General features: G+C 61.2%; 17 protein-coding genes. 11 read left to right on the top strand and 6 right to left on the bottom strand.

Going from position 1 to position 20421, the window contains the following annotated elements; translation table 11 throughout:
- Positions 1-3: 3 nt before the first annotated feature.
- Positions 4-1308, top strand: coding sequence for an iron uptake transporter deferrochelatase/peroxidase subunit (gene efeB / locus BFP99_RS27440; protein WP_065948725.1), 1305 nt, complete (start codon positions 4-6; stop codon positions 1306-1308).
- 25 nt (positions 1309-1333) lie between these two features.
- On the top strand, positions 1334-2152 hold the full coding sequence (gene efeO / locus BFP99_RS27435) for an iron uptake system protein EfeO (RefSeq protein ID WP_027607887.1): 819 nt from the start codon (positions 1334-1336) through the stop codon (positions 2150-2152).
- Between the two features lie 36 nt (positions 2153-2188).
- On the opposite strand, the gene BFP99_RS27430 is transcribed toward efeO, so the two are convergent.
- Together BFP99_RS27430 and pssA are read right to left on the bottom strand one after the other, a co-directional pair.
- Positions 2189-5797: a hypothetical protein gene (locus BFP99_RS27430; protein ID WP_218064742.1), complete on the bottom strand. Its 3609-nt coding sequence runs from the start codon at positions 5795-5797 to the stop codon at positions 2189-2191.
- A gap of 149 nt (positions 5798-5946) precedes the next feature.
- Complete coding sequence (pssA, locus tag BFP99_RS27425) at positions 5947-7290, bottom strand: CDP-diacylglycerol--serine O-phosphatidyltransferase (protein WP_065948683.1); 1344 nt, start codon at positions 7288-7290, stop codon at positions 5947-5949.
- A gap of 125 nt (positions 7291-7415) precedes the next feature.
- On the opposite strand from pssA, the gene BFP99_RS27420 reads away from it, so the two are divergent.
- Together BFP99_RS27420 and BFP99_RS27415 are read left to right on the top strand one after the other, a co-directional pair.
- Positions 7416-7979: a TetR/AcrR family transcriptional regulator gene (locus tag BFP99_RS27420; RefSeq protein WP_065927744.1), complete on the top strand. Its 564-nt coding sequence runs from the start codon at positions 7416-7418 to the stop codon at positions 7977-7979.
- A 54-nt stretch (positions 7980-8033) separates the two neighbouring features.
- The gene (locus tag BFP99_RS27415; protein WP_065948682.1) at positions 8034-8513 is read left to right on the top strand and encodes a nuclear transport factor 2 family protein; all 480 of its coding nucleotides are present in this window, start codon (positions 8034-8036) and stop codon (positions 8511-8513) included.
- Positions 8514-8555: 42 nt separating this feature from the next.
- On the opposite strand, the gene BFP99_RS27410 is transcribed toward BFP99_RS27415, so the two are convergent.
- Both BFP99_RS27410 and BFP99_RS27405 read right to left on the bottom strand, forming a co-directional pair.
- Positions 8556-9713 (bottom strand): PQQ-dependent sugar dehydrogenase, encoded by a 1158-nt coding sequence (locus BFP99_RS27410; RefSeq protein WP_065927746.1) that lies wholly within the window; start codon positions 9711-9713, stop codon positions 8556-8558.
- A gap of 12 nt (positions 9714-9725) precedes the next feature.
- The gene (locus tag BFP99_RS27405; RefSeq protein WP_065927747.1) at positions 9726-10040 is read right to left on the bottom strand and encodes a hypothetical protein; all 315 of its coding nucleotides are present in this window, start codon (positions 10038-10040) and stop codon (positions 9726-9728) included.
- Positions 10041-10224: 184 nt separating this feature from the next.
- On the opposite strand from BFP99_RS27405, the gene BFP99_RS27400 reads away from it, so the two are divergent.
- Positions 10225-11064: a non-homologous end joining protein Ku gene (locus BFP99_RS27400; RefSeq protein ID WP_065948681.1), complete on the top strand. Its 840-nt coding sequence runs from the start codon at positions 10225-10227 to the stop codon at positions 11062-11064.
- 24 nt (positions 11065-11088) lie between these two features.
- Positions 11089-13566 carry a DNA ligase D gene (gene ligD / locus BFP99_RS27395; protein WP_065948680.1) on the top strand — a complete coding sequence of 826 codons (2478 nt, stop codon included), beginning with the start codon at positions 11089-11091 and terminating at the stop codon, positions 13564-13566.
- An 18-nt stretch (positions 13567-13584) separates the two neighbouring features.
- Here ligD and lpxO read toward each other — a convergent pair whose 3' ends face one another.
- Positions 13585-14484 carry a lipid A hydroxylase LpxO gene (lpxO, locus tag BFP99_RS27390; protein ID WP_065948679.1) on the bottom strand — a complete coding sequence of 300 codons (900 nt, stop codon included), beginning with the start codon at positions 14482-14484 and terminating at the stop codon, positions 13585-13587.
- A 334-nt stretch (positions 14485-14818) separates the two neighbouring features.
- Between lpxO and BFP99_RS27385 the strand changes: the two genes are divergently transcribed.
- The gene (locus BFP99_RS27385) at positions 14819-15205 is read left to right on the top strand and encodes a TIGR03067 domain-containing protein (protein ID WP_065927751.1); all 387 of its coding nucleotides are present in this window, start codon (positions 14819-14821) and stop codon (positions 15203-15205) included.
- Positions 15206-15342: 137 nt separating this feature from the next.
- On the opposite strand, the gene BFP99_RS27380 is transcribed toward BFP99_RS27385, so the two are convergent.
- Positions 15343-16155: a class I SAM-dependent methyltransferase gene (locus tag BFP99_RS27380; protein WP_065927752.1), complete on the bottom strand. Its 813-nt coding sequence runs from the start codon at positions 16153-16155 to the stop codon at positions 15343-15345.
- Between the two features lie 154 nt (positions 16156-16309).
- On the opposite strand from BFP99_RS27380, the gene BFP99_RS27375 reads away from it, so the two are divergent.
- The 4 genes from BFP99_RS27375 to BFP99_RS27360 all read left to right on the top strand — a co-directional run bounded on the left by BFP99_RS27375 (position 16310) and on the right by BFP99_RS27360 (position 20379).
- Positions 16310-17548 (top strand): MFS transporter, encoded by a 1239-nt coding sequence (locus BFP99_RS27375; RefSeq protein WP_065927753.1) that lies wholly within the window; start codon positions 16310-16312, stop codon positions 17546-17548.
- Positions 17549-17597: 49 nt separating this feature from the next.
- Complete coding sequence (locus tag BFP99_RS27370; RefSeq protein WP_065948678.1) at positions 17598-18173, top strand: hypothetical protein; 576 nt, start codon at positions 17598-17600, stop codon at positions 18171-18173.
- Between the two features lie 71 nt (positions 18174-18244).
- On the top strand, positions 18245-18571 hold the full coding sequence (locus BFP99_RS27365) for a DUF2388 domain-containing protein (RefSeq protein ID WP_065948677.1): 327 nt from the start codon (positions 18245-18247) through the stop codon (positions 18569-18571).
- A 221-nt stretch (positions 18572-18792) separates the two neighbouring features.
- Complete coding sequence (locus tag BFP99_RS27360; protein ID WP_074846575.1) at positions 18793-20379, top strand: ABC-F family ATPase; 1587 nt, start codon at positions 18793-18795, stop codon at positions 20377-20379.
- The last annotated feature ends 42 nt before the right edge of the window (positions 20380-20421 follow it).

The raw sequence follows: 20421 nt of genomic DNA, 5'->3' as shown, positions 1-20421 counted from the left end.
CACATGAGTGATTCAGAACAGTTTTCAGCACAACGTCGCCGTGTCCTCCTGGGCATGGCCGCCACCGGTGCCGCCATCGCCGGCAGCACCCTGACCTGCCCGGCCATGGCGGCCGCCGCCGAGCAAGTCACCACCGCACCGCGCAGCGACAAGACCCAGGACCACCACGATTTTTTCGGCCAGCACCAGAGCGGCATCGTCACCCCACGCCCAGCCTGCGGCATGCTCGTGGCGTTCGATGTCCTGGCCAACGACCGCGAAGACCTGGAGCGCCTGTTCCGCACCTTGAACGAGCGCATCGGCTTCCTGATGACCGGCGGCACCGTACCCCAGGTCGACCCGAAGCTGCCGCCCACCGATTCCGGCATCCTCGGCCCGGTGGTCACGCCGGATAACCTGACCATCACCGTGTCCGTCGGCGCATCGTTGTTCGATGAGCGCTTCGGCCTGGCCGCCGTCAAACCCAAGCGCCTGATCCGCATGGTGGGCTTCCCCAACGATGCGCTGGAACCGGCGCAGTGCCACGGCGACCTGAGCCTGCAATTCAGCTCCAACACCCCGGACACCAATATCCACGCCCTGCGCGACATCGTGAAAAACCTGCCCGACCTGCTGCTGGTGCGCTGGAAGCAGGAAGGCAGCGTGCCGCCCCAGGCACCGGCCAAGCCCGGCGAACCGGCACAAAGCGCGCGCAACTTCCTGGGTTTCCGCGACGGCTCGGCCAACCCCAACTCCAACGACAACAAGGCCATGGACCAAATTGTGTGGGTCCAACCCGGCAGCGACGAACCGAGCTGGGCGGCCCATGGCAGCTATCAGGCGGTGCGCATCATCCGCAACTTCGTCGAACGCTGGGACCGCACGCCGCTGCAAGAGCAGGAAAGCATCATCGGCCGTGTGAAGACCAGCGGCGCGCCCATGGATGGCCAGAAAGAATCCCAGGTGCCCGACTACAGCAAGGACCCGGAAGGCAAGCTGACCAAGCTCGATGCCCATATCCGCCTGGCCAACCCGCGCACCCCGCAGACCCAGGCCAACCTGATCCTGCGTCGGCCGTTCAACTACTCCAACGGCGTCAATAAAAACGGTCAGCTGGACATGGGGCTGTTGTTCATCTGCTACCAGGCTGACCTGGAGAAAGGCTTTATCAGCGTGCAAACCCGGCTCAACGGCGAACCCTTGGAGGAATACCTCAAGCCGGTCGGCGGCGGGTATTTCTTCACCTTGCCGGGGGTCACGGGGCCCAAGGATTTCATCGGGCGCACGCTGCTCGCTGCAACGCCTTTTCAAACCACTGCCCACACCTAAAACAAACCAGAGCGGAACACGTCCCATGAAGAAGTCGACTATCGCGTTGTCGTTGTTAATGACCCTTTCGCCGCTGGCAGCGTTTGCCGCTACCGCGCCGTTGGACCTGGTAGGCCCGGTGTCGGACTACAAGATCTACGTCACCGAAGAAATCGGCGAACTGGTCACCCAGACCCAGGCGTTCACCGACGCCATCAACCAAGGCGACCTGGCCACCGCCAAGAAGCTCTACGCGCCGACCCGTGTGCACTATGAGTCCATCGAGCCGATCGCCGAGCTGTTCAGCGACCTGGATGCATCGATTGACTCCCGGGTCGATGACCACGAAAAAGGCGTGACCGCCGAAGACTTCACCGGTTTCCACCGCATCGAGTACGCGCTGTTCTCCCAGAACACCACCAAAGGCCTGGAAGCCCTGACGGCCAAGCTCAACACTGACGTCAACGACCTGAAAACCCGTGTCGACGGCCTGACCTTCCCGCCGGAGAAAGTCGTCGGCGGGGCCGCTGCGTTGCTGGAAGAAGTTGCCGCCACCAAGATCTCCGGTGAAGAAGACCGCTACAGCCACACCGACCTGTATGACTTCCAGGGCAACATCGACGGTGCGAAGAAAATCGTCGACCTGTTCCGTGGCCAGATCGAGAAACAGGACAAGGCTTTCCTGGCCAAGGTCGACAAGAACTTCGCCAGCGTGGACAAGATCCTGGCCAAGTACAAGACCAAGGACGGCGGCTTCCAGACCTACGACAAGGTCAAGGAAAACGACCGCAAGGCGCTGGTGGGCCCGGTCAACACCCTGGCCGAAGACCTGTCGACCCTGCGCGGCAAGCTGGGCCTGAACTGATACGACCTCCCGCGCCTGGCGCGGGAGGTCGTCGGCTCAACGGGTTGGCTCGAAGCCGTTCAGTGGCGTGCCGAAAGGCGCGCCGCTGCGCGGGTCAATCGCATACCAGCGGCCGTTGTATGGCGTGGCGTGCATGTCGACCTCCCGATAACGCCCCGCCTTGCCCGCTGTCGGTGTCACCACGGGCGCCTCCGCGCCGCTCGCCTGCCCGGCTGCAACCAGCAGATACGCACGCAATTTCTCCTCGGCGGTCACCAGGTGTGGGACCGTCTTGCCCCACTTCATTGCCCCACCCGCCAGCAACGCCGGCAGTTTTACCAGTCCCTTGGTCGCGGCATTGATCATCTGCGGGTAACCATCCAGCGGGTTCAGCGCCGCACTGGTAAACAAACCGGACTGCTTGATGAAGTCAAATGCTCGATCGCTGAAACTCGCTCCAGCTTTCACCTGGGGCACTGCAATCGCCGATGGCTTGAGTCGTGTAACAAGCTGGGTCAGGCGGCTGGGCACCAGGGCCCTGGCAGAGCGGATCAGCGCCCGGGCCTGGCTACCCGCACCAATGGCCACGCCGACTACATCCAGTGCCAGGTTGGTCAGACCTGCGCTGATATTGCCTTGTTTGAACTCCTGATACGCCCCCACGAACGGCACGAACCCCAATAGAAAGGCATGATCGCGTGCCCGCGCCTCACGATGCTTCTCCAGCGGCAGTGACTCGCTTGCGCGTTGCAACATGCTTTCGGTGGGCTCGTAAAAGTTGTCCTGGGCGATCCTGTTGACGATGCTCGCTGTTTTTCGCGAACTGTAGGTGTCCGGGACGAACGATTCCGGCGTATGGCTGAGAGGTAATTCTCGCGCAGCAAATGCGCCGCCCAACGCCGACACGATCACCGCCTGGAACGCTGGGTTGGGATCAGGATGGGAGCCGTTGGCATAGGCGTCCAAATCAAGGTTCATCTGCGCGCCGCGCACCACCGGTAAATACACCAGGCCGTGGGGTGATGGAAAAACCTCGCGGTGAATGACGCCGTCGAACTCCATCGCGTCGGGTAGATCCGTACGCTTGATGATCTTGCCGTTGGCGAACACCTCGAAATGCACGACCGTGGGTCCATGCTCAACGCGCATCAGGGTGCCGTGGCGCGCCCTGCTGGCGTCTTTGAGTGCGTCGGTCTCCTTGGCCTGGATCTCCCCGGTTTCCCGGCGCAAGGTGAAAAGTTCGACCTTGCCCAGTTCAAGCAACTTGCGATCCTCCAGAGGCAACTCGGCAAACATCAGCTTAAGCTTGGTGGCGTACGCGTCCTGGAGCTTTTTCCGGTGCTGGAGCACCGAGTTTTCCAGCAACTTATCCAGCTCGGGCAGACGGCGAATACGTGTATCGAGCCTGGCCCGCGCCGCCTCGGTTACCTGGGGGGGCCGCGCGTGCTGGTAAGGCGTTTTCGCCGCCGCCGGGAAAGCAGGCATGTCGTCACTGAGCACCCATTTGCCCGGTGCCAGGTCGCCGGTCATATAGGTCTCCACCAACGAGCGGGTGCGCGGTTCCGAGATCGGCAGGTTGCGACGATCCTCTGCACTGGCCACATGCACGGTCATGCCTTCCAGTTCGGCCTGGGTGATACCAGGAAGCACGCGCAGCAATTCCTTGATCGCCAGCGCCTTGCGCGTCGGCAGTTCACTGCTCGCAGCCGTGAAGGCGGTGGCGACGTCTTCGCGCTGGCGGAAAAATACCCGCGCAGCCTCCTGGATATCCCCCGACGAGTATTCACCGTCACTGCGCTGCCTGATACAGCCGTTCAACACCCCCCAATCAGCGATGACTTTCAAGGCATTGAGTTGCATCAGCGTCGCCTGCGCGTCACTGACGGGTTCCAGGGTGGTCAAGTCGGTGACCTGCTGTTCATTCATCGTCCTCGACGTCCCTGGCGCATTGTGATCGGCCAATGCGCAGCCCAGGCGCAGCTCCATCCAGGCCGGCGTGCCGATACTCACGGACTCGGGCACGTCGCGCACGAGCATTTCCGGCGCCGCCTGCGCCAGGCACACCTGGGCAGCCAACACCGCCAGCTTGGGTTCCAGGCCTTTGTTGTGCTGAAGGTGGCGCTCGATATCACGGCGTACCTGACTGAACGAGCGCCCCATGTTCGTTGGCTGGTAGATCGAATAGCCAGCCACTTCCCCGGGCTTGTCGGACATCGAGGGATCGACGTGCAGCTTGATCGCGGCGGTTACCAGTTGCTGGAGCAGCGTCCTGGGCAGCGTCGAGTTAGCGCCCTGGCCCACCTGCCAGCGCAGCGCGCCAGCCATTTGCTCGCCGAACGCCAAGGCATCCGGGCTGTCCAGCAGCCTGTCCAGGTGAGCCTGCGGGTCGGCCTGCAACGCCTGCAATGTGACCCCGGACAATGCGCTGAACCCACGAGCCAGGGGACCGCGCAGGCGGATGTCGGCCATGGTGCCCATGTGCTTTTGATCGTCTGCGGTCAAGGTGCCCGGCTTCCAGTCCCGGGGCAACAACGCGCCGTAGTCCCCCAATGGCGGCGGCGTTGGCAAGGCAGTGCGCAACCAGGCAACCAGGTTGCGCGTTTCACTCACGGTACGCGCCGAGCCCAAGCCCTTGAAATCCAGGAGCTGGCGCATGTCGTAGCGTGGCGTCGAGTACAGGGCGTTGCCCAAGGGCACGCTGAGCGCCGCCAGTGCCTCGAGCTCATCGTTCAGTTCCGGTACGGCTTCCACATAGCGGGTCAGATTCACCCAACCGCCTACCGGACTCAGGCGCTCAAGCCTGCCTTCAGACATCCTGAATGGCGCACCGGCCCAGGCAAAGCCCTCCTGCTCCAGCAGGCGAACCATTTGCGGGCACGTGACAAACCGCTGCAAACGCTCCACCGCAGCCTGGCTATGCCGGGGCAATGACGATGCCGGTGAAAGCTCGGTCTCATGATCCGACCAGTCCGTACGCGCAGTGTCCGGCAGTTCTTCAAGTTCTGCTTCAAGGCGATCGGCCAGGGCAAGGCGCTCCTCCAGTTCGCTGATCACTTGCCAGGTCTGCTCAAGGTTGCCGGCAGTGATCTGGCCGAGCCCTTGGCGCGGCAGCCACAATGCGTCGTCTGACCCGATAAAAGGCAGCCCCTGGTCCGAGGGGTCCAGCAGTTCTCGAATCGGCCTCAGGGTGCGGGAAACTTCGTTCCAGCCGGAGTTATCGGTCAGGCTGAATCTGACGGCGCTGCGTACACCATTATGGTTGGCATAACCCTCGATATGATCGCGGTGAAAGGTCAGGGTCGCAGGTTCAAGGCGCTGCTCGGCAATCCACTGTTGCAACGCTGGTCGGTTCAGCAGGTGTTGGTACAAGCGCGTTGCCATGCCCGGACTGCTGTCCGGCGGCACCTCGACCATCGTGTAGCCGCTGCTTTCAGCGGCGGCAACGCGCTCAGCCAACTGAGTGTCGGCGGCGGCAGTGCGGGCCTGATCCCGGGGAGGCAGTCGCGTCCACGGGCCAGCCGCGGCCGGCGTTGCATCGGCAGTGGATCGCCGCTTGCGCAGGGCGGGTGGTTGAGTCGGTATGGGATCAGGCGCAGCAGGCACTGCGCTGGGTGGGGTGGGAAACTCCGGAACGGATGGGCGGCTGTGAGGCAGTAGCATCAACATAGTCATCGCTCTCTCGGATGAGTCCATTAAGAATGGATCCGTCCATCCGTGAACGGTGAGAGGCACTGTAAAGACGCTTATCCCAGGCTGGATATAGGAACTGTCCGATACCCTCTACGATTGCATTGCTGATGATTTCACAAGGCGGCTTAAAGGATTCGGTACAGCAATCGCTCAATCCTCACCCGGCTGACGCGACGCAGGAACTTGCCCACCGCCTGCGGATAATCCACCAGGGTTTGCAAGTCCTGGTAACGCTCGATCCGCGTGGTGTGCTGGAAGATCTGCGCCAGCTCCGTGCGTCGCGGCTCCAGCCACTGGCCTTGGGGGTCATCGATGAGCAAGGCGTTTTCCAGGTCGAGACGAAACGCCCGTGGGTTGAGGTTGTTGCCGGTGAGCAAGGTGTAGCGCTGATCGACCCACATGCCCTTGAGGTGGTAGGTGTTGTCGCCGTCGCGCCACAGGTGCAGGTTCAACTGGCCGCTGTCGATCACCGGTTGATGACGCTTGGCAAAGCGGCGCAGGCTGATTTCATACAGGTACGGCAGTGCCGAGATCACCTTGAAGGGTTCGCTGGGCGGGATGTAGAAATCGTTGGCGGTCTTGTCGCCGACGATGATGTCGACCTTCACCCCACGCGCCAGGGCGCGGTTGATCTCCCGGGTCACCGGCAGCGGCAGGTTGAAGTACGGCGTACAGATGGTCAGTTGGTGCTGGGCGCTGGCGATCAGCTCGAGGATCACGCGGTTCAACGGGTTGTTCTTGCCCACGCCGAGCAACGGGCTGACAGACAGGTGGCCGTTGGGCAACTGCCCTGCCGTGGTGTCGTAGGCCGCGTGCTTGAGACGGCTGCGCAGGTCGCCGATGTCGTTGCGCAGGCTGCGGGTGGTCGGCGGGTTGGGCAGGTCGAGGCGGTGCACGGCCTTGGAGGTCACCAGGCCGTGTTCCACCAAGTGCTGCATGGAGTCCGCCAGGGGCTGGCTGTGGATCAGGTGGTAACGGTCGAAGCGGTATTTATCGAACTTGTGCAGGTACACGTTGTTAAGGCTGGCACCGCTGTACAACACGCTGTCATCGATCACAAAGCCCTTGAGGTGCAGCACACCGAACAGCTCGCGGGTTTGCACCGGTACGCCGTACACCGGCACTTCACTGGCATGGCGCTGCGTCATGGCCTGGTACCAGGCGCTGTTGCCCGGTTGCTTGCCGGCGCCGATCAGCCCGCGCTGGGCGCGCAGCCAGTCGACTACCACCACGATGTCCAGTTCCGGCCGTGCGGCCTTGGCGGCGTGCAGGGCGTTGTAGATCTCCTGCCCTGCCTCGTCCTGCTGCAGGTACAACGCGACGATGTAGATGCGGCGGGTGGCCGTGGCGATGTTCTCCAGCAGGCAGCGACGGAAAGCGTCAGCGCCGGACAGCACGTCAATGGCGTCGGGAGTCAGGGGAAAACCGCGCAGTTTGGGCAACAGGGAGCGTTTGAAGAACGACGGCATAAGGCTCGCAATGGGTCGAATCCGAAGAGGCCCCGAGCTTACACCATGGGGGTGCTCAGGTCTCGCAGTGGCAGAGAGTAAAATTCTTGTTGACCAAGAAGAACGATCGTTCTACTTTTCAAGCCATGAACGATATGACTCATAACGAAACACGCGACATTATCCTCGACGTCACCGAGAAGTTGATCTATCGCCACGGCATCGCCGCCACCGGCATGGACTTCCTGGTGAAAACCGCCGGCGTCTCGAGAAAAAGCATTTACCGTTACTTCGCCAATAAAGATGAGCTGGTGATCGCGGCCCTGCAGCGCCGTGACGAGCGCTGGATGCACTGGCTGCGCGGCGAAGTGGAGCGCGTCGATGGCAGCGGCGCACGCTTGCTGGCGCTGTTCGACGCGCTCAAGGCCTGGTTCGGCTCGGCGGATTTTCGCGGCTGCGCCTTTATCAACACCAGTGGCGAAACCGGCGACCCGCACGACCCGGTCCGCCTGCTGGCCAAGGCCCATAAACAGAAACTGTTCGAGTACGCATTCGAACTGTGCCAAGCACATGGTACCCCCGACCCCGAACGGCAGGCCGCGCAACTGCTGATCCTGATCGATGGCGCCATTACCGTTGCCCTGGTCATGGGTGATTCAACAGCTGCCGATAATGCGCAATGCATGGCGCGAACGTTATTGGGACTGTGAACGCACCCGCCTGGCAACTTTCGATAACGCTGTATGGTTTTAAGGAGCCGCCTGATGTCATCTACCGCAGAAACACGTCCGCCCTTGCCGCCGTTTACCCGTGAATCGGCGATTGAAAAAGTGCGCCTGGCCGAAGACGGCTGGAATTCCCGCGACCCGCACCGGGTGTCGCTGGCTTACACCCTGGACACGCAATGGCGTAACCGTGCCGAATTCGCCCATGACCGCGAAGAGGCCAAGGGTTTTCTCACGCGCAAATGGGCCAGGGAGCTGGATTATCGGCTGATCAAGGAGCTATGGGCCTTTACCGACAACCGCATCGCCGTGCGCTATGCCTACGAATGGCACGACGACTCGGGTAACTGGTTCCGCTCCTATGGCAATGAGAACTGGGAATTCGACGAGAACGGCCTGATGGCCAATCGTTTCGCGTGCATCAACGACCTGCCGATCAAGGAGAGCGAACGCAAGTTCCACTGGCCGCTGGGACGGCGCCCGGATGATCATCCGGGGTTGTCCGAACTCGGGCTTTGACTGAAGCCGCAAGCTTGAAACTTCAAGCTTGCGGCTCATTGCTCAATCCTGATTGAGGCCCACCCGATACAGCACGCCATCGTCCTCATCCGTCAGCACATACAGAAAGCCATCCGGCCCCTGCCGCACATCGCGAATGCGTGCCTTCAAGCCGCCCAGCAAGCGCTCCTCATGGATAACCTTGTCGCCATCGAACTGCAGACGAATCAGTTCCTGGCTGGCCAGCGCACCGATGAACACGTTGTGCTGCCACGCCTTGAACCGGTCGGCGTCGTAGAAGGCCATGCCACTGATGGCCGGTGATTTCTCCCACACATGGTGGGGCGCTACGGTGCCTTCTGCGGTCTTGCCCTTGGCCTCGGGAATCGGTGTCAGCGAATAGTTGATGCCGTGAGTCGCCAGCGGCCAGCCGTAGTTCTTGCCGCGCTCGATAATGTTGATTTCATCACCGCCGCGCGGCCCGTGTTCGTTTTCCCAGAGCGTGCCACTCCATGGGTTCAGCGCCAGCCCTTGCGGATTGCGCTGGCCGTAGGACCAGATCTCGGAACGTACCCCGGCTTGACCGACAAACGGGTTGTCATCGGGCACGCGGCCATCCGGGTAGATCCGTACGACTTTGCCCTGCAGCTTGTCCAGGTCCTGGGCGGTCGGGCGGTCGTTGTTTTCCCCCAGGGTCACGAACAGGTAGCCATCGCGGTCGAAGGCCAGGCGCGAACCGAAGTGGTTGCCGGTGGAGAGTTTCGGCTCCTGGCGCAGGATCACGTTGAAATCGGTCAAGCCACTCATGTCCTTAGCCAGGCGCCCGCGCCCCACTGCGGTGCCGGCCGTACCGCCCTTGCCACCGCCTTCGGCGTACGTCAGGTAGACCATGCGGTCCTGCTTGAAGTCCGGCGACAGCACCACATCGAGCAAACCGCCCTGCCCCTTGGCCCACACCTCAGGCACGCCGGTCAACGGCGCAGACAGCTTGCCGTCCGGACTGACAAGGCGCAGGCGCCCCGGACGCTCGGTCACCAGGAACCCTTGCTGGTCGGGTAGAAACGCCACGGCCCACGGGTGATCGAGGCCTTTGGCGATCGGGGTCGCGGTGATGCTGCCTTGTTCACTGGGGAACTGCTGCCCATCGGCGGCATAAACGGCCGTCTGCGCAAGCAGGGTGGTGGCGCACAGGGTGGCGAGCAGGGTTTTGCGTATAAACATAAGACAGCGTCCTTACCGGCGATTGCCGTTGGCATCATAGGTGGGGGCTTTGGAGTCGGTGGCTGGGCGGCTGGGGGCCGCATCGCGTTGCGGGTAGCGATTGCCGATACCACCGTTTTCCAGGGTCGGTGCGCGCGGCGTCGGCACGGTCTGAATACCACGCACCGCCGGCGTATTGGGCTGGGTGCCCTGCATGCTGTTGGGATTGGCCCGGTGGATCGGGCCGGTATTGGAATCGCTTCTGCCGGGCAGGTTTTGCGCGAGGGCAACTGGCCCAAGTGCCAGGCCCAACACCAGCACCGCGAGATGACGCACACAACTGTTCATGACAAAGCCTCTCTGGGGCGAGGAGTACGTGCTTTCGATACCACGCTACGCCCTGGGTTCGGCTTTCGTAACTAAATAGTTTCTGATCAGGTGTAACGAGATCTGTCCGCGCATCTGCCCGGCGAAACTTTTCACGCAGCCTTCGAGTCACCAGAACACAGCTTCTTGTTAAGGAATCGCACGTATGCCACGGGCAATCTGGAAAGGCGCCATCAGTTTCGGCCTGGTTCATATTCCGGTATCGCTGGTCTCGGCCACGTCCGCCCAGGGCGTGGATTTCGACTGGCTGGACAAGCGCAGCATGGACCCGGTGGGCTACAAACGCATCAACAAGACCACCGGCAAGGAAGTCACCAAGGAGAATATCGTCAAGGGCGTGGCGTTTGAGAAAGGCCGCTATGTGGTGCTCAGTGAAGAGGAAATTCGCTCGGCCCACCCTAAATCGACCCAGACCATCGAGATCATCGCCTTCGTCGACAGCGACCAGATCCCGCTGCCGAACATCGACACCCCCTACTTCCTGGCCCCGGACAAACGCGGTGGCAAGGTCTACGCGCTGCTGCGCGAAACCCTGAACAAAACCCGCAAGGTCGCCCTGGCCAACGTGGTGCTGCATACCAAGCAGCACCTGGCGGCAGTGATGCCCCTGGAGTCGGCGCTGGTGCTGGTGATGCTGCGCTGGCCCGCCGAGGTGCGCGGCCTGGATGAACTGGAACTCCCCAGCGACGTGACCAAACCGAGCCTGGCCAAAGGCGAGCTGGACATGGCCAAGCGTCTGGTGCAAGACATGAGTGCAGACTGGCAGCCCGAGGACTATCGCGACAGTTTTCAGGAAAAAATCATGGCGCTGGTGGCGAAGAAGGCCAAGGCCGGCAAGATCGAAGACGTCGAATCCCAGGAAGGCAGCGACGAGCGCAAGTCCGCCGATGTGATCGATTTGACCGAGCTGCTCAAACGCAGCCTGGCCGGCAAACCGACGACGAAAAAACCGGCGGCAAAAAAAGCCGGCAAAAAGGCCTCTTGAGCCTGCCATCTACAGGAGAACCCCATGGCAAAGCCCCTGAGCGAATACAACCGTAAACGCGATTTCGAGGTCACCGCCGAGCCATCAGGCAGCTCACCGGGCCGTAAACGCAAGGCATCGGCACTGAGCTTCGTGATCCAGAAGCACGATGCGCGCAACCTGCATTATGACTTTCGCCTGGAACTGGACGGCGTGCTGCTTAGTTGGGCGGTGCCCAAAGGCCCGAGTCTGGACCCGAGCCAGAAACGCTTGGCTGTCCATGTTGAAGATCATCCCATCAGCTATGGCGGATTCGAGGGCAGTATCCCGGCCGGCCAATACGGCGCCGGCGACGTGATCGTGTGGGACCGCGGTGTGTGGAAGCCCCACGACGACCCGCACAAGGCCTACGCCGCCGGCAAACTCAAATTCACCCTGGTCGGTGAAAAGCTCTCGGGTGACTGGGCGCTGGTGCGTACGCGCCTCAAGGGCAGCGGCGACAAGGAGCAGTGGCTGCTGATCAAGGAAAAAGACCAACAGGCACGCCCCGCCGCCGACTACGACATTGTCCAGGCCCAACCCAAAAGCGTGCTCAGCGGCGCATCCGTGGGCAAAACCAAGCCCAAACCACGCGCAAAAACACAGAAAGCCACAGCCGCCTTACCCGATCAATTCGCGCCGCAATTGGCAACCCTGGTTGACCGCGCGCCCGAGGGCGATTGGCACTACGAAATCAAGTTCGACGGTTACCGCATGCTCGCCCGCATACGCGACGGCGAGGTTCGCCTGTTCACGCGTAACGGCCACGACTGGACCGAACGCCTGCCACGCCAGGCCAAGGCCTTGCACGCCCTCAAGCTCAAGGACAGCTGGCTCGATGGCGAGGTGGTCAGCCTCAATGGTGATGGCCTGCCGGACTTTCAGGCGCTGCAAAATGCCTTTGATATCGGCCGCAGCCTGGACATTGTCTACTACCTGTTCGACGCGCCGTTTTTAAACGGCAGCGATCAGCGCCAGGCGCCGCTGGAGGAGCGTCGCGCCGCGCTCAAAGACGCCTTGTCCGGCAGCCGCAGCAAACTGCTGCGCTTCTCCGAAGCGTTTGCCGCCAACCAGCAGGATATTTTCGAAAGCGCCTGCGACCTGGCCTTGGAAGGCGTGATCGGCAAGCGCAAGGGCAGCCCCTACGTCTCCACTCGAAATACCGATTGGATCAAGCTCAAATGCCGCCTGCGCCAGGAGTTCGTGATTGTCGGCTACACCCGCCCCCAGGGTTCGCGCAGTGGTTTCGGCGCGCTGCTGCTGGCAGTCAATGACGATGGCGGGCTGGTCTACGCCGGGCGGGTGGGCACCGGGTTCGACCAGGCCTCATTGAAAAACATCTACGCCCAACTCACCCCTCTGGAGCGCAAGGCATCGCCTCTGGAAAAACCCCTCACCGCCGCCCAGGCACGGGGTGTGCACTGGGTGGAACCGCGCCTGGTCGGCGAAGTGCAATTTGCCGAATGGACCCGCGAAGGCGTGGTGCGCCAGGCGGTCTTCGTGGGGTTGCGCACCGACAAGCCCGCAGGGCAGATCATCCATGAACAGCCGCGCACGGCAAAATCCCTCAAAGCGCTGAAAAGCCAGAAGCCCAGCAGCGGCGTGAACATCACTCACCCCGAGCGCGTCATCGACCCGCAAAGCGGCACACAAAAACAGCAATTGGCGCAGTTCTACGAAGGCATCAGCGAATGGATCCTGCCCTTCCTGCGCCATCGCCCCGTGTCCCTGCTCAGGGCTCCGGAAGGCATCGAGGGCGAGCAGTTCTTCCAGAAGCACGCGGAGCGCCTGGCGATTCCGAACATCAAGCAACTGGACCCGGCACTGGATCCAGGCCATGCGCGCCTGATGGAGATCGACACGACGAAAGCGCTGATTGGGGCCGTGCAAATGGGCACCCTCGAACTGCATACCTGGGGCGCCACCTCGGACAAGATCGAAACCCCGGACCTGTTTGTGCTGGACCTTGACCCGGACCCGGCGCTGCCCTGGAAAACCATGCTGGAAGCCGCTCAGCTCACCTTGTCGGTACTCGACGAGCTGGGGTTGGAAGCCTTCGTCAAGACCAGCGGCGGCAAAGGCTTGCACCTGGTCATACCGTTGGCGCGGCGGGATGGCTGGGACAGCGTAAAGGCCTTTGCCAAGGCCATTGCCCATTTCATGACCGAGCAACTGCCCGAGCGCTTCACCGCCACCTCCGGGCCGAAAAACCGTGTAGGCAAGATCTTTATCGATTACCTGCGCAATGCACGAGGCGCGAGCACCGTGGCGGCTTATTCGGTGCGCGCACGCCCTGGGCTGCCGGTGTCGGTGCCGGTCAGTCGCGAGGAATTGAAGGGCTTGCGCGGCGCTCAGCAATGGACGGTGGCCAACCTGCACCAACGCTTGCACGGGCTGAAGGTTGATCCTTGGGCCGGCTACGCCAATCGGCAGAAGATCAATAAAAAAATGTGGGAAAAGTTGGGCGCAAATCCACCGGAGTGACTAACGCCCGGGTCGACTTCAAATCAGTATGAAGATGAGTGCCAGTGCCGCGAAGATCGCCCATTTTTCCAGGTAGTAACGTGTGCGGTTGCGTTTTTTCAGCTCTTTACCACGCAAGCGAATCTTGTACAGCCGGTTAAACGCGCGATTGAGCCCGCCTGTCTTGTCGCCTGCATCGTTGGGCGAGCCTGCAGCGGCCATGACGTTACGACTGAACCAACGGTTGAACGTGGCAGCCCAGCGATATTTCATCGGCCGCTCGATATCGCAAAACAGGATGATGCGGTTCTGCTGCGTGGTGTTTTCGGCGTAGTGGATGTAAGTCTCGTCAAACATCACTGCCTCACCGTCACGCCAGTAATAGTTCTCGCCGTCCACATTGATATAGCAGCCCGGATCATTCGGGGTCACCAAGCCCAAGTGATAACGGTACGAACCGGCGTAGGGGTCACGGTGGCGCACCAGCTTGGAGCCCGGTGGCAACTCGGCGAACATTGCCGCCTTGATCGAGCCGATGCCCTGCAACAGCTCGGTGGTACGCGGGCACAGCTTCATCGCCGAAGGATGGCTTTCGCCGTACCATTTCAGGTAAAAGCGCTTCCAGCCAGACTTGAAGAACGAGTTGAAACCTACATCGTTGTACTGGTCCGAGCGCTTGATTTCACCCATGTGCATGAGGTTCAGGCCCTCCTCGCGAATCTCCTTCCAATGCGCCTCAAGGGGGCTCAAGTCAGGAAAGTCACTGGGTGACAGGTAGGGGCGGCCGGGTAGCCTGGAGCACAGGTACAGCAAGCAGTTGATCGGGGCCAGGAAGGTCGAATGATCACTGAGTTGGCGGCCCAGCTTATGCCGCACCCGACCACGCAGGTGTACATACGCAATGGAGGCAACGTAGAGAACAACAATGATGAGTTTCAAGGAATTTCGTTCACATGTCAGAAGAAAACAGGCTGCTCCTGCGCGCCCACAACGGCTGAGGATGGATAGCAGCGTCTGAAATCACAATTCACACAATTGGCACGACCGGCTGAGTAATGACCCGATACGTGGTCCGTGGCAGTTATTTAGCCACAGTTTGTAACCAAAAGTTAATCAAGAATTGTGAAAACCTGTCTAGTGAATGTGCCAGGCAGACGCCTTGACGGGCAGGCCTTGGGGCACGGCAACCACCGATCATCGAACGGCGAAAGATGGTAAAAGGCTGCACCGCCGGCAACGTCCGGCAATTACCCCTCAGCAAAAAGGAATTTGTATGTCAGCCCTTTCAGATCCGGATAGTCAAGCCCTTCAAGGCGCCTGGGAGCAAACCTCACTCGAAGACAGTGGCGTACTCAATCCCATCGATGCCCACAGCGCTCCGGGTGCTTTAACCACCATCAGCGGCGACCGCTTCGAAGTGAAGACCGTCAGTGGCGAGGTGTTGTTGGCGGGCCGGTTTTTCCTCGACAGCAGCACGGTTCCCAAAAGCATTACCTGGGTGGACGCCCTGGGCGATGACGCCGGTAAGCACCTGCCCGCCAGTTATCGCCTTGAGGGGGATTCATTTGTGTTCATTGCTGCGGATGAAGGTATGCCCAGGCCCATCGTGTTCAGTACCGGCCCAGGCCAAACCATGCGCACTTTCGTGCGCCGCGCTTGATGCTGTGCGCCATCCGAACGCGCGACAGCATTTTCACAAAGCCTTCACTTTCAGCCCTATAGGGTGAAGCCTACCTACTCCAGTAAATCCCTTGGCCCGCCAGTGCGCGGGCTTTTTTTTGCCTGGTGCGAATCGGCTCAGGCGGGACGCCTGGTGGCGGCCAGCGTGAAGCACAGGGGCAACTGGGCAGGCTGGTGCTCGTACTGGTCGTAAAGTTCTTCGCGATTGGAGTGGGCATATTCCTGCAGATGGTCGATCTGCAATTGCGCAGCAATCGCCGCGCTCACCACATCCCCCAGGGTGTGCACATACCAATAGGAGGTCGGCCCCGCCACTTCGCCCTGCCCCTCATAGACAATCGACTCCTGCAGCACAAAAGGCTCACGCTGGAAGTACGAACTGGCCGGCAACAGTGGGTCTGGCGCGCGCGGGTCGAACATTTCCAGAAACGGGTGGGTTTCATACATCACCAGCGTGCCACCGGGTTTCAAGGTCCTCGCAACATGGCGCATGAACAGCGCCACATCCGGCATCCAGCCCAGCACGCCGATGGTCACCAAGGCAATGTCGAAGCGCTCGTGCAAGCGGGATGGCAACTGGTGGATATCGCTTTCGATGAATTCCGGGTTGTGGGGCGAAACGTCGGCAAGCTCACGGGCCTGCTGCAGGAACGCCCGGGATTGATCCACACCGACCACCGAGCACGCGCCCAGGCCAAACAGCGACAGGCTTTCGCGACCGTTATTGCAGCACACCTGCACCACCTCTTTGCCGGCAACGCCGATGTCTTGCAACAGCCCGGTAAGGGTGGGGTCCAGGCACGAAAACCCAGGGTCGCGGACCCCGTTAAGCAGGGCGCTCCAGGTCTCGGTGGTTTTATGCAGGTCGGCGGATTGATCCCAGGCGTCCTTGTTGCAGGCAATCGCCTGTTGAGCTGAGGGCATGTCCATTGCGTCTCCAGATAAGTCATACGGCGAGGCAAAGAAAATAAGCCACAAGCCCGCAGATTAAAACCCCAGCAGCAGGCGAAACTAAATGAACTGCGCGCAGGTCACTAGCGCAATGAGTGTTCAGCCTTTGAACGCCCCCTGCGAAGTCCTGATCGTGGCCAAACACGCCGACCTGCGTAATACCCTGTCCCTGGACAGCCTGAATTTTTTCCTGGCGGATGTGCGCGACGGCCTCGGCCCGTACCTGGCCATCTACTTGCTGGCGGTGCACAAGTGGGATCCGGCCAGTATCGGCGTAGTCATGACCCTGGCAGGTATCGCCGCGCTGATCACCCAGGGCCCGGCGGGTGCCCTGATCGACCGCACGCGCAGCAAACGCGCTGTGATTGCCGTTGCCGCCCTGCTGGTGACCGGCAGTTGCCTGCTGCTGCCCTTCGTCAGTTCATTCAGCCTGGTTGCCTTGACCCAGGCGGCCAGTGCCATCGCTGCCTCGGTGTTCGCCCCGGCGATCTCCGCGATTTCCCTGGGCATTACCGGGCCACGTGCGTTCACCCGGCGCACCGGGCGCAACGAAACCTTCAACCATGCCGGCAACGCTGTGGCGGCGCTGTTGGCCGGTGGCCTGGCGTACCTGTTCGGACCCGTGGTGGTGTTCTACCTGATGGCCTTTATGGCAGTGGCCAGCGTCGTCGCGGTCAGTTGCGTCTCCGCCAAGGCGATCGACCATGAGGTGGCCCGGGGCTTCGACCCTGCCCACCACAGCGACCATGAGCAGCCGTCCGGCATTGCGGTCTTGCTGGCCAACCGGCCGTTATTGCTGTTTGCCGTCTGCTGCGCCCTCTTCCACCTGGCCAATGCGGCGATGCTGCCACTGGTCAGCCAGAAGCTCTCGCAGATCAACCTGCAGATGGCCACGCCGCTGACCTCGGCCTGTATTGTCGCCGCACAATTGGTGATGGTGCCGATGGCCTGGCTGGTGGGCAGCAAGGCCGACGTGTGGGGGCGCAAGCCGCTGTTGCTGTTCGGCTTCATGATCCTGCCGCTGCGTGGCGTGCTCTATACCCTGTCCAGCGATCCCTACTGGCTGGTGGCCGTGCAGATGCTCGACGGTATCGGCGCGGGGATCTTCGGTGCGCTGTTCCCGGTGATCGTCAAGGACCTGACCCAGGGCACCGGGCGTTTCAACGTCAGCCTGGGGGCGCTGTCCACCGTATTTGGGCTGGGCGCGGCCTTGAGCAGCAGCCTGGCCGGTTTTGTGGTGCAGCAGGCCGGCTACAATGCGGCCTTCCTCACCCTGGCCGGGGTGGCGGGCGTCGCGTTGGCGCTGTTATGGCTGGCGATGCCGGAGACGCTGGCCAAACCCTTCTTCGCGCCTCACGCATCTGCGGCCTGATATAAGCGACACTGTGCGCCGAACCCAAACAGCAAATGGAGTTGCCCCTATGAAGAAATACTTCCTGTATCCGCTACTGCTTCTGCTCGCAGGATGCAGCACGGGGCCCTATCTGCATCCGGAGTCGACGGTGGGCAGCAACGCCCTGCTTTCGCGCACCTGCCCCGGCCCGAAAGCGGCGATGAGCTATGCCCCACTGGCAGAAGAACTCAACTGGGTTCATGTGCTGGTCTATGTTGCGCCACCCGGCACATCCAGCTGGCCGGGTAACCAGCGCTCAACCGCTGCTGAACTGCGCCTGTTCGGACGGCTCTACCCATCCAATAGCACAGCAGCCGTCAAACAGGCCGACCCGACGCTTTGGGTCAGTGCAGCGTCGCCCGTTGTCACGGTCACCCTGGCGAATGGGCAAAGCTATCCTGTCACCATTGAACAACTCAAAACCGGTTTCGACCCCAGGAAAACATTCCACAGCGGGTTCAAAGGGACAGCGTTGGGCCAAGGCGACATGGATGATTTCACGCTTACCTTCCCGGACATATTCGTCAACGGTGAAAAAGTCCCTATGGCCCCGATTCACTTCAAGAAACGCGAAGAGCGTTATGCGCCTGTGTTTAATTGCTGACGGGCCGGGTTTCTGGCGCTCAGCCGACTCTGTTATCGTGCGTCCTTCGACCGCAATGGAAGCATCGAAGAATGAATTCCTGGAAGACGCTGGCAATCGCCCTCATGGCATCGATCAGCACCAACGCTATGGCATGGTATGTGGAGAACCCGGTCGAGAGAGCGCTGAGCGCCACCACCCTGTTCCCGACCATTGTCCTCGGCGGGACCACGGCATTTACGGTCTACTCGCCCTCAGTAATGAAAAAAGCGAAGGATGATGCCCTTACATTCATTGGCTCCGAGGGCGAAATTCGCGGCGCTCAGTTTGAGCAGGCATCTCTACACTACCGCTCGGCCCCTCACACGCGCCCCATGACCGACATGCAGCTCGCGCAGGCAATCGCAACAACTTACTGAGCGCGGCTTCGTCGAGAATGGCTTGCCACATTCAAAGCGCTCAACATCCCTCGTCGACCGCCATACAACTGTCGCCTGACATATGCGACAATGCGCGCCAAATTCCAACACACATCCCCCATTTTTTGCTCAGCGACCGGGTTTCGCGCCTTGATGTCGCTGTTGATGCATGCCTGAAGGCTCCTGCCGCCACGCTCGCAACCCATTGATAGGTAAAGTAATTGATCTCCACAGCTAACATCACCATGCAGTTCGGCGCCAAGCCGCTCTTTGAGAACGTCTCGGTCAAGTTCGGCGCCGGCAACCGGTATGGTCTGATCGGTGCCAACGGTTGCGGCAAGTCGACCTTCATGAAAATCCTCGGCGGCGACCTCGATCCGTCCGGCGGACAGGTCATGCTGGAGCCGAATGTGCGCCTGGGCAAGCTGCGCCAGGACCAGTTCGCCTACGAAGAATTCACCGTGCTCGACACCGTGATCATGGGGCACGAGGAGCTGTGGAAGGTCAAGGCCGAGCGCGACCGTATCTACTCGCTGCCGGAAATGAGCGAAGACGACGGCATGGCCGTGGCCGAGCTGGAAACCGAATTCGCCGAGATGGACGGCTACACCGCCGAATCCCGTGCCGGTGAACTGCTGCTGGGCCTGGGTATTCCCCTGGAACAGCATTTCGGCCCGATGAGCGAAGTGTCCCCCGGCTGGAAACTGCGTGTGTTGCTGGCCCAGGCGCTGTTCTCGGACCCGGAAGTGCTGTTGCTCGACGAACCGACCAACCACTTGGACATCAACACCATCCGCTGGCTGGAAAACATCCTGACCCAGCGCTCCAGCCTGATGATCATCATCTCTCACGACCGTCACTTCCTGAACAGCGTGTGCACCCACATGGCTGACCTGGACTACGGCGAGCTGCGCCTGTTCCCGGGCAACTACGACGAGTACATGACCGTGGCGACCCAGTCCCGCGAGCAACTGCTGTCGGACAACGCCAAGAAGAAAGCGCAGATCTCCGAGCTGCAGTCCTTCGTCAGCCGCTTCTCGGCCAACGCCTCGAAAGCCAAGCAGGCGACCTCCCGTGCCAAGGCGATCGACAAGATCCAGCTGGCCGAGGTCAAGCCTTCGAGCCGCGTGAGCCCGTTCATCCGTTTCGAACAAACCAAAAAGCTGCACCGCCAGGCGGTCATCGTCGAGCGCATGGCCAAAGGTTTCGACGGCAAGCCGCTGTTCAAGGACTTCAGCTTCCAGGTTGAAGCCGGCGAGCGCGTGGCGATCATCGGCCCGAACGGTATCGGCAAGACCACCCTGCTGCGCACCCTGGTCAACGAACTGACCCCGGATGCCGGCAGCATCAAGTGGACCGACGCCGCGGAACTGGGCTACTACGCCCAGGACCACGCCAGCGACTTCGAAAACGACATGAGCCTGTTCGACTGGATGGGCCAGTGGACTCAAGGCGAGCAAGTGATCCGTGGCACCCTGGGGCGCATGCTGTTCTCCAACGACGAGATCCTCAAGTCGGTCAAGGTGATCTCCGGTGGTGAGCAAGGCCGCATGCTGTTCGGCAAGCTGATCCTGCAAAAGCCGAACGTGCTGATCATGGACGAACCGACCAACCACTTGGACATGGAATCCATCGAGGCGCTGAACCTGGCGCTCGAGAACTACCCAGGCACGCTGATCTTCGTCAGCCACGACCGTGAGTTCGTATCGTCCCTGGCCACCCGCATCATCGAGTTGAGCGCCAACGGCGTGATCGACTTCAGCGGCACCTACGACGACTACCTGCGCAGCCAAGGCGTGGTGTTCTAACAGTAGCGACCTGAAACCCTGGGAGCATGCTTGTTGTGGCGA

Source organism: Pseudomonas sp. 1 R 17 (assembly GCF_900067035.1).
GTDB lineage: Bacteria > Pseudomonadota > Gammaproteobacteria > Pseudomonadales > Pseudomonadaceae > Aquipseudomonas > Aquipseudomonas marginalis.
The sequence above is the reverse complement of the archived record's forward strand: the minus strand, read 5'-3'. Positions and strand labels throughout refer to the sequence as shown.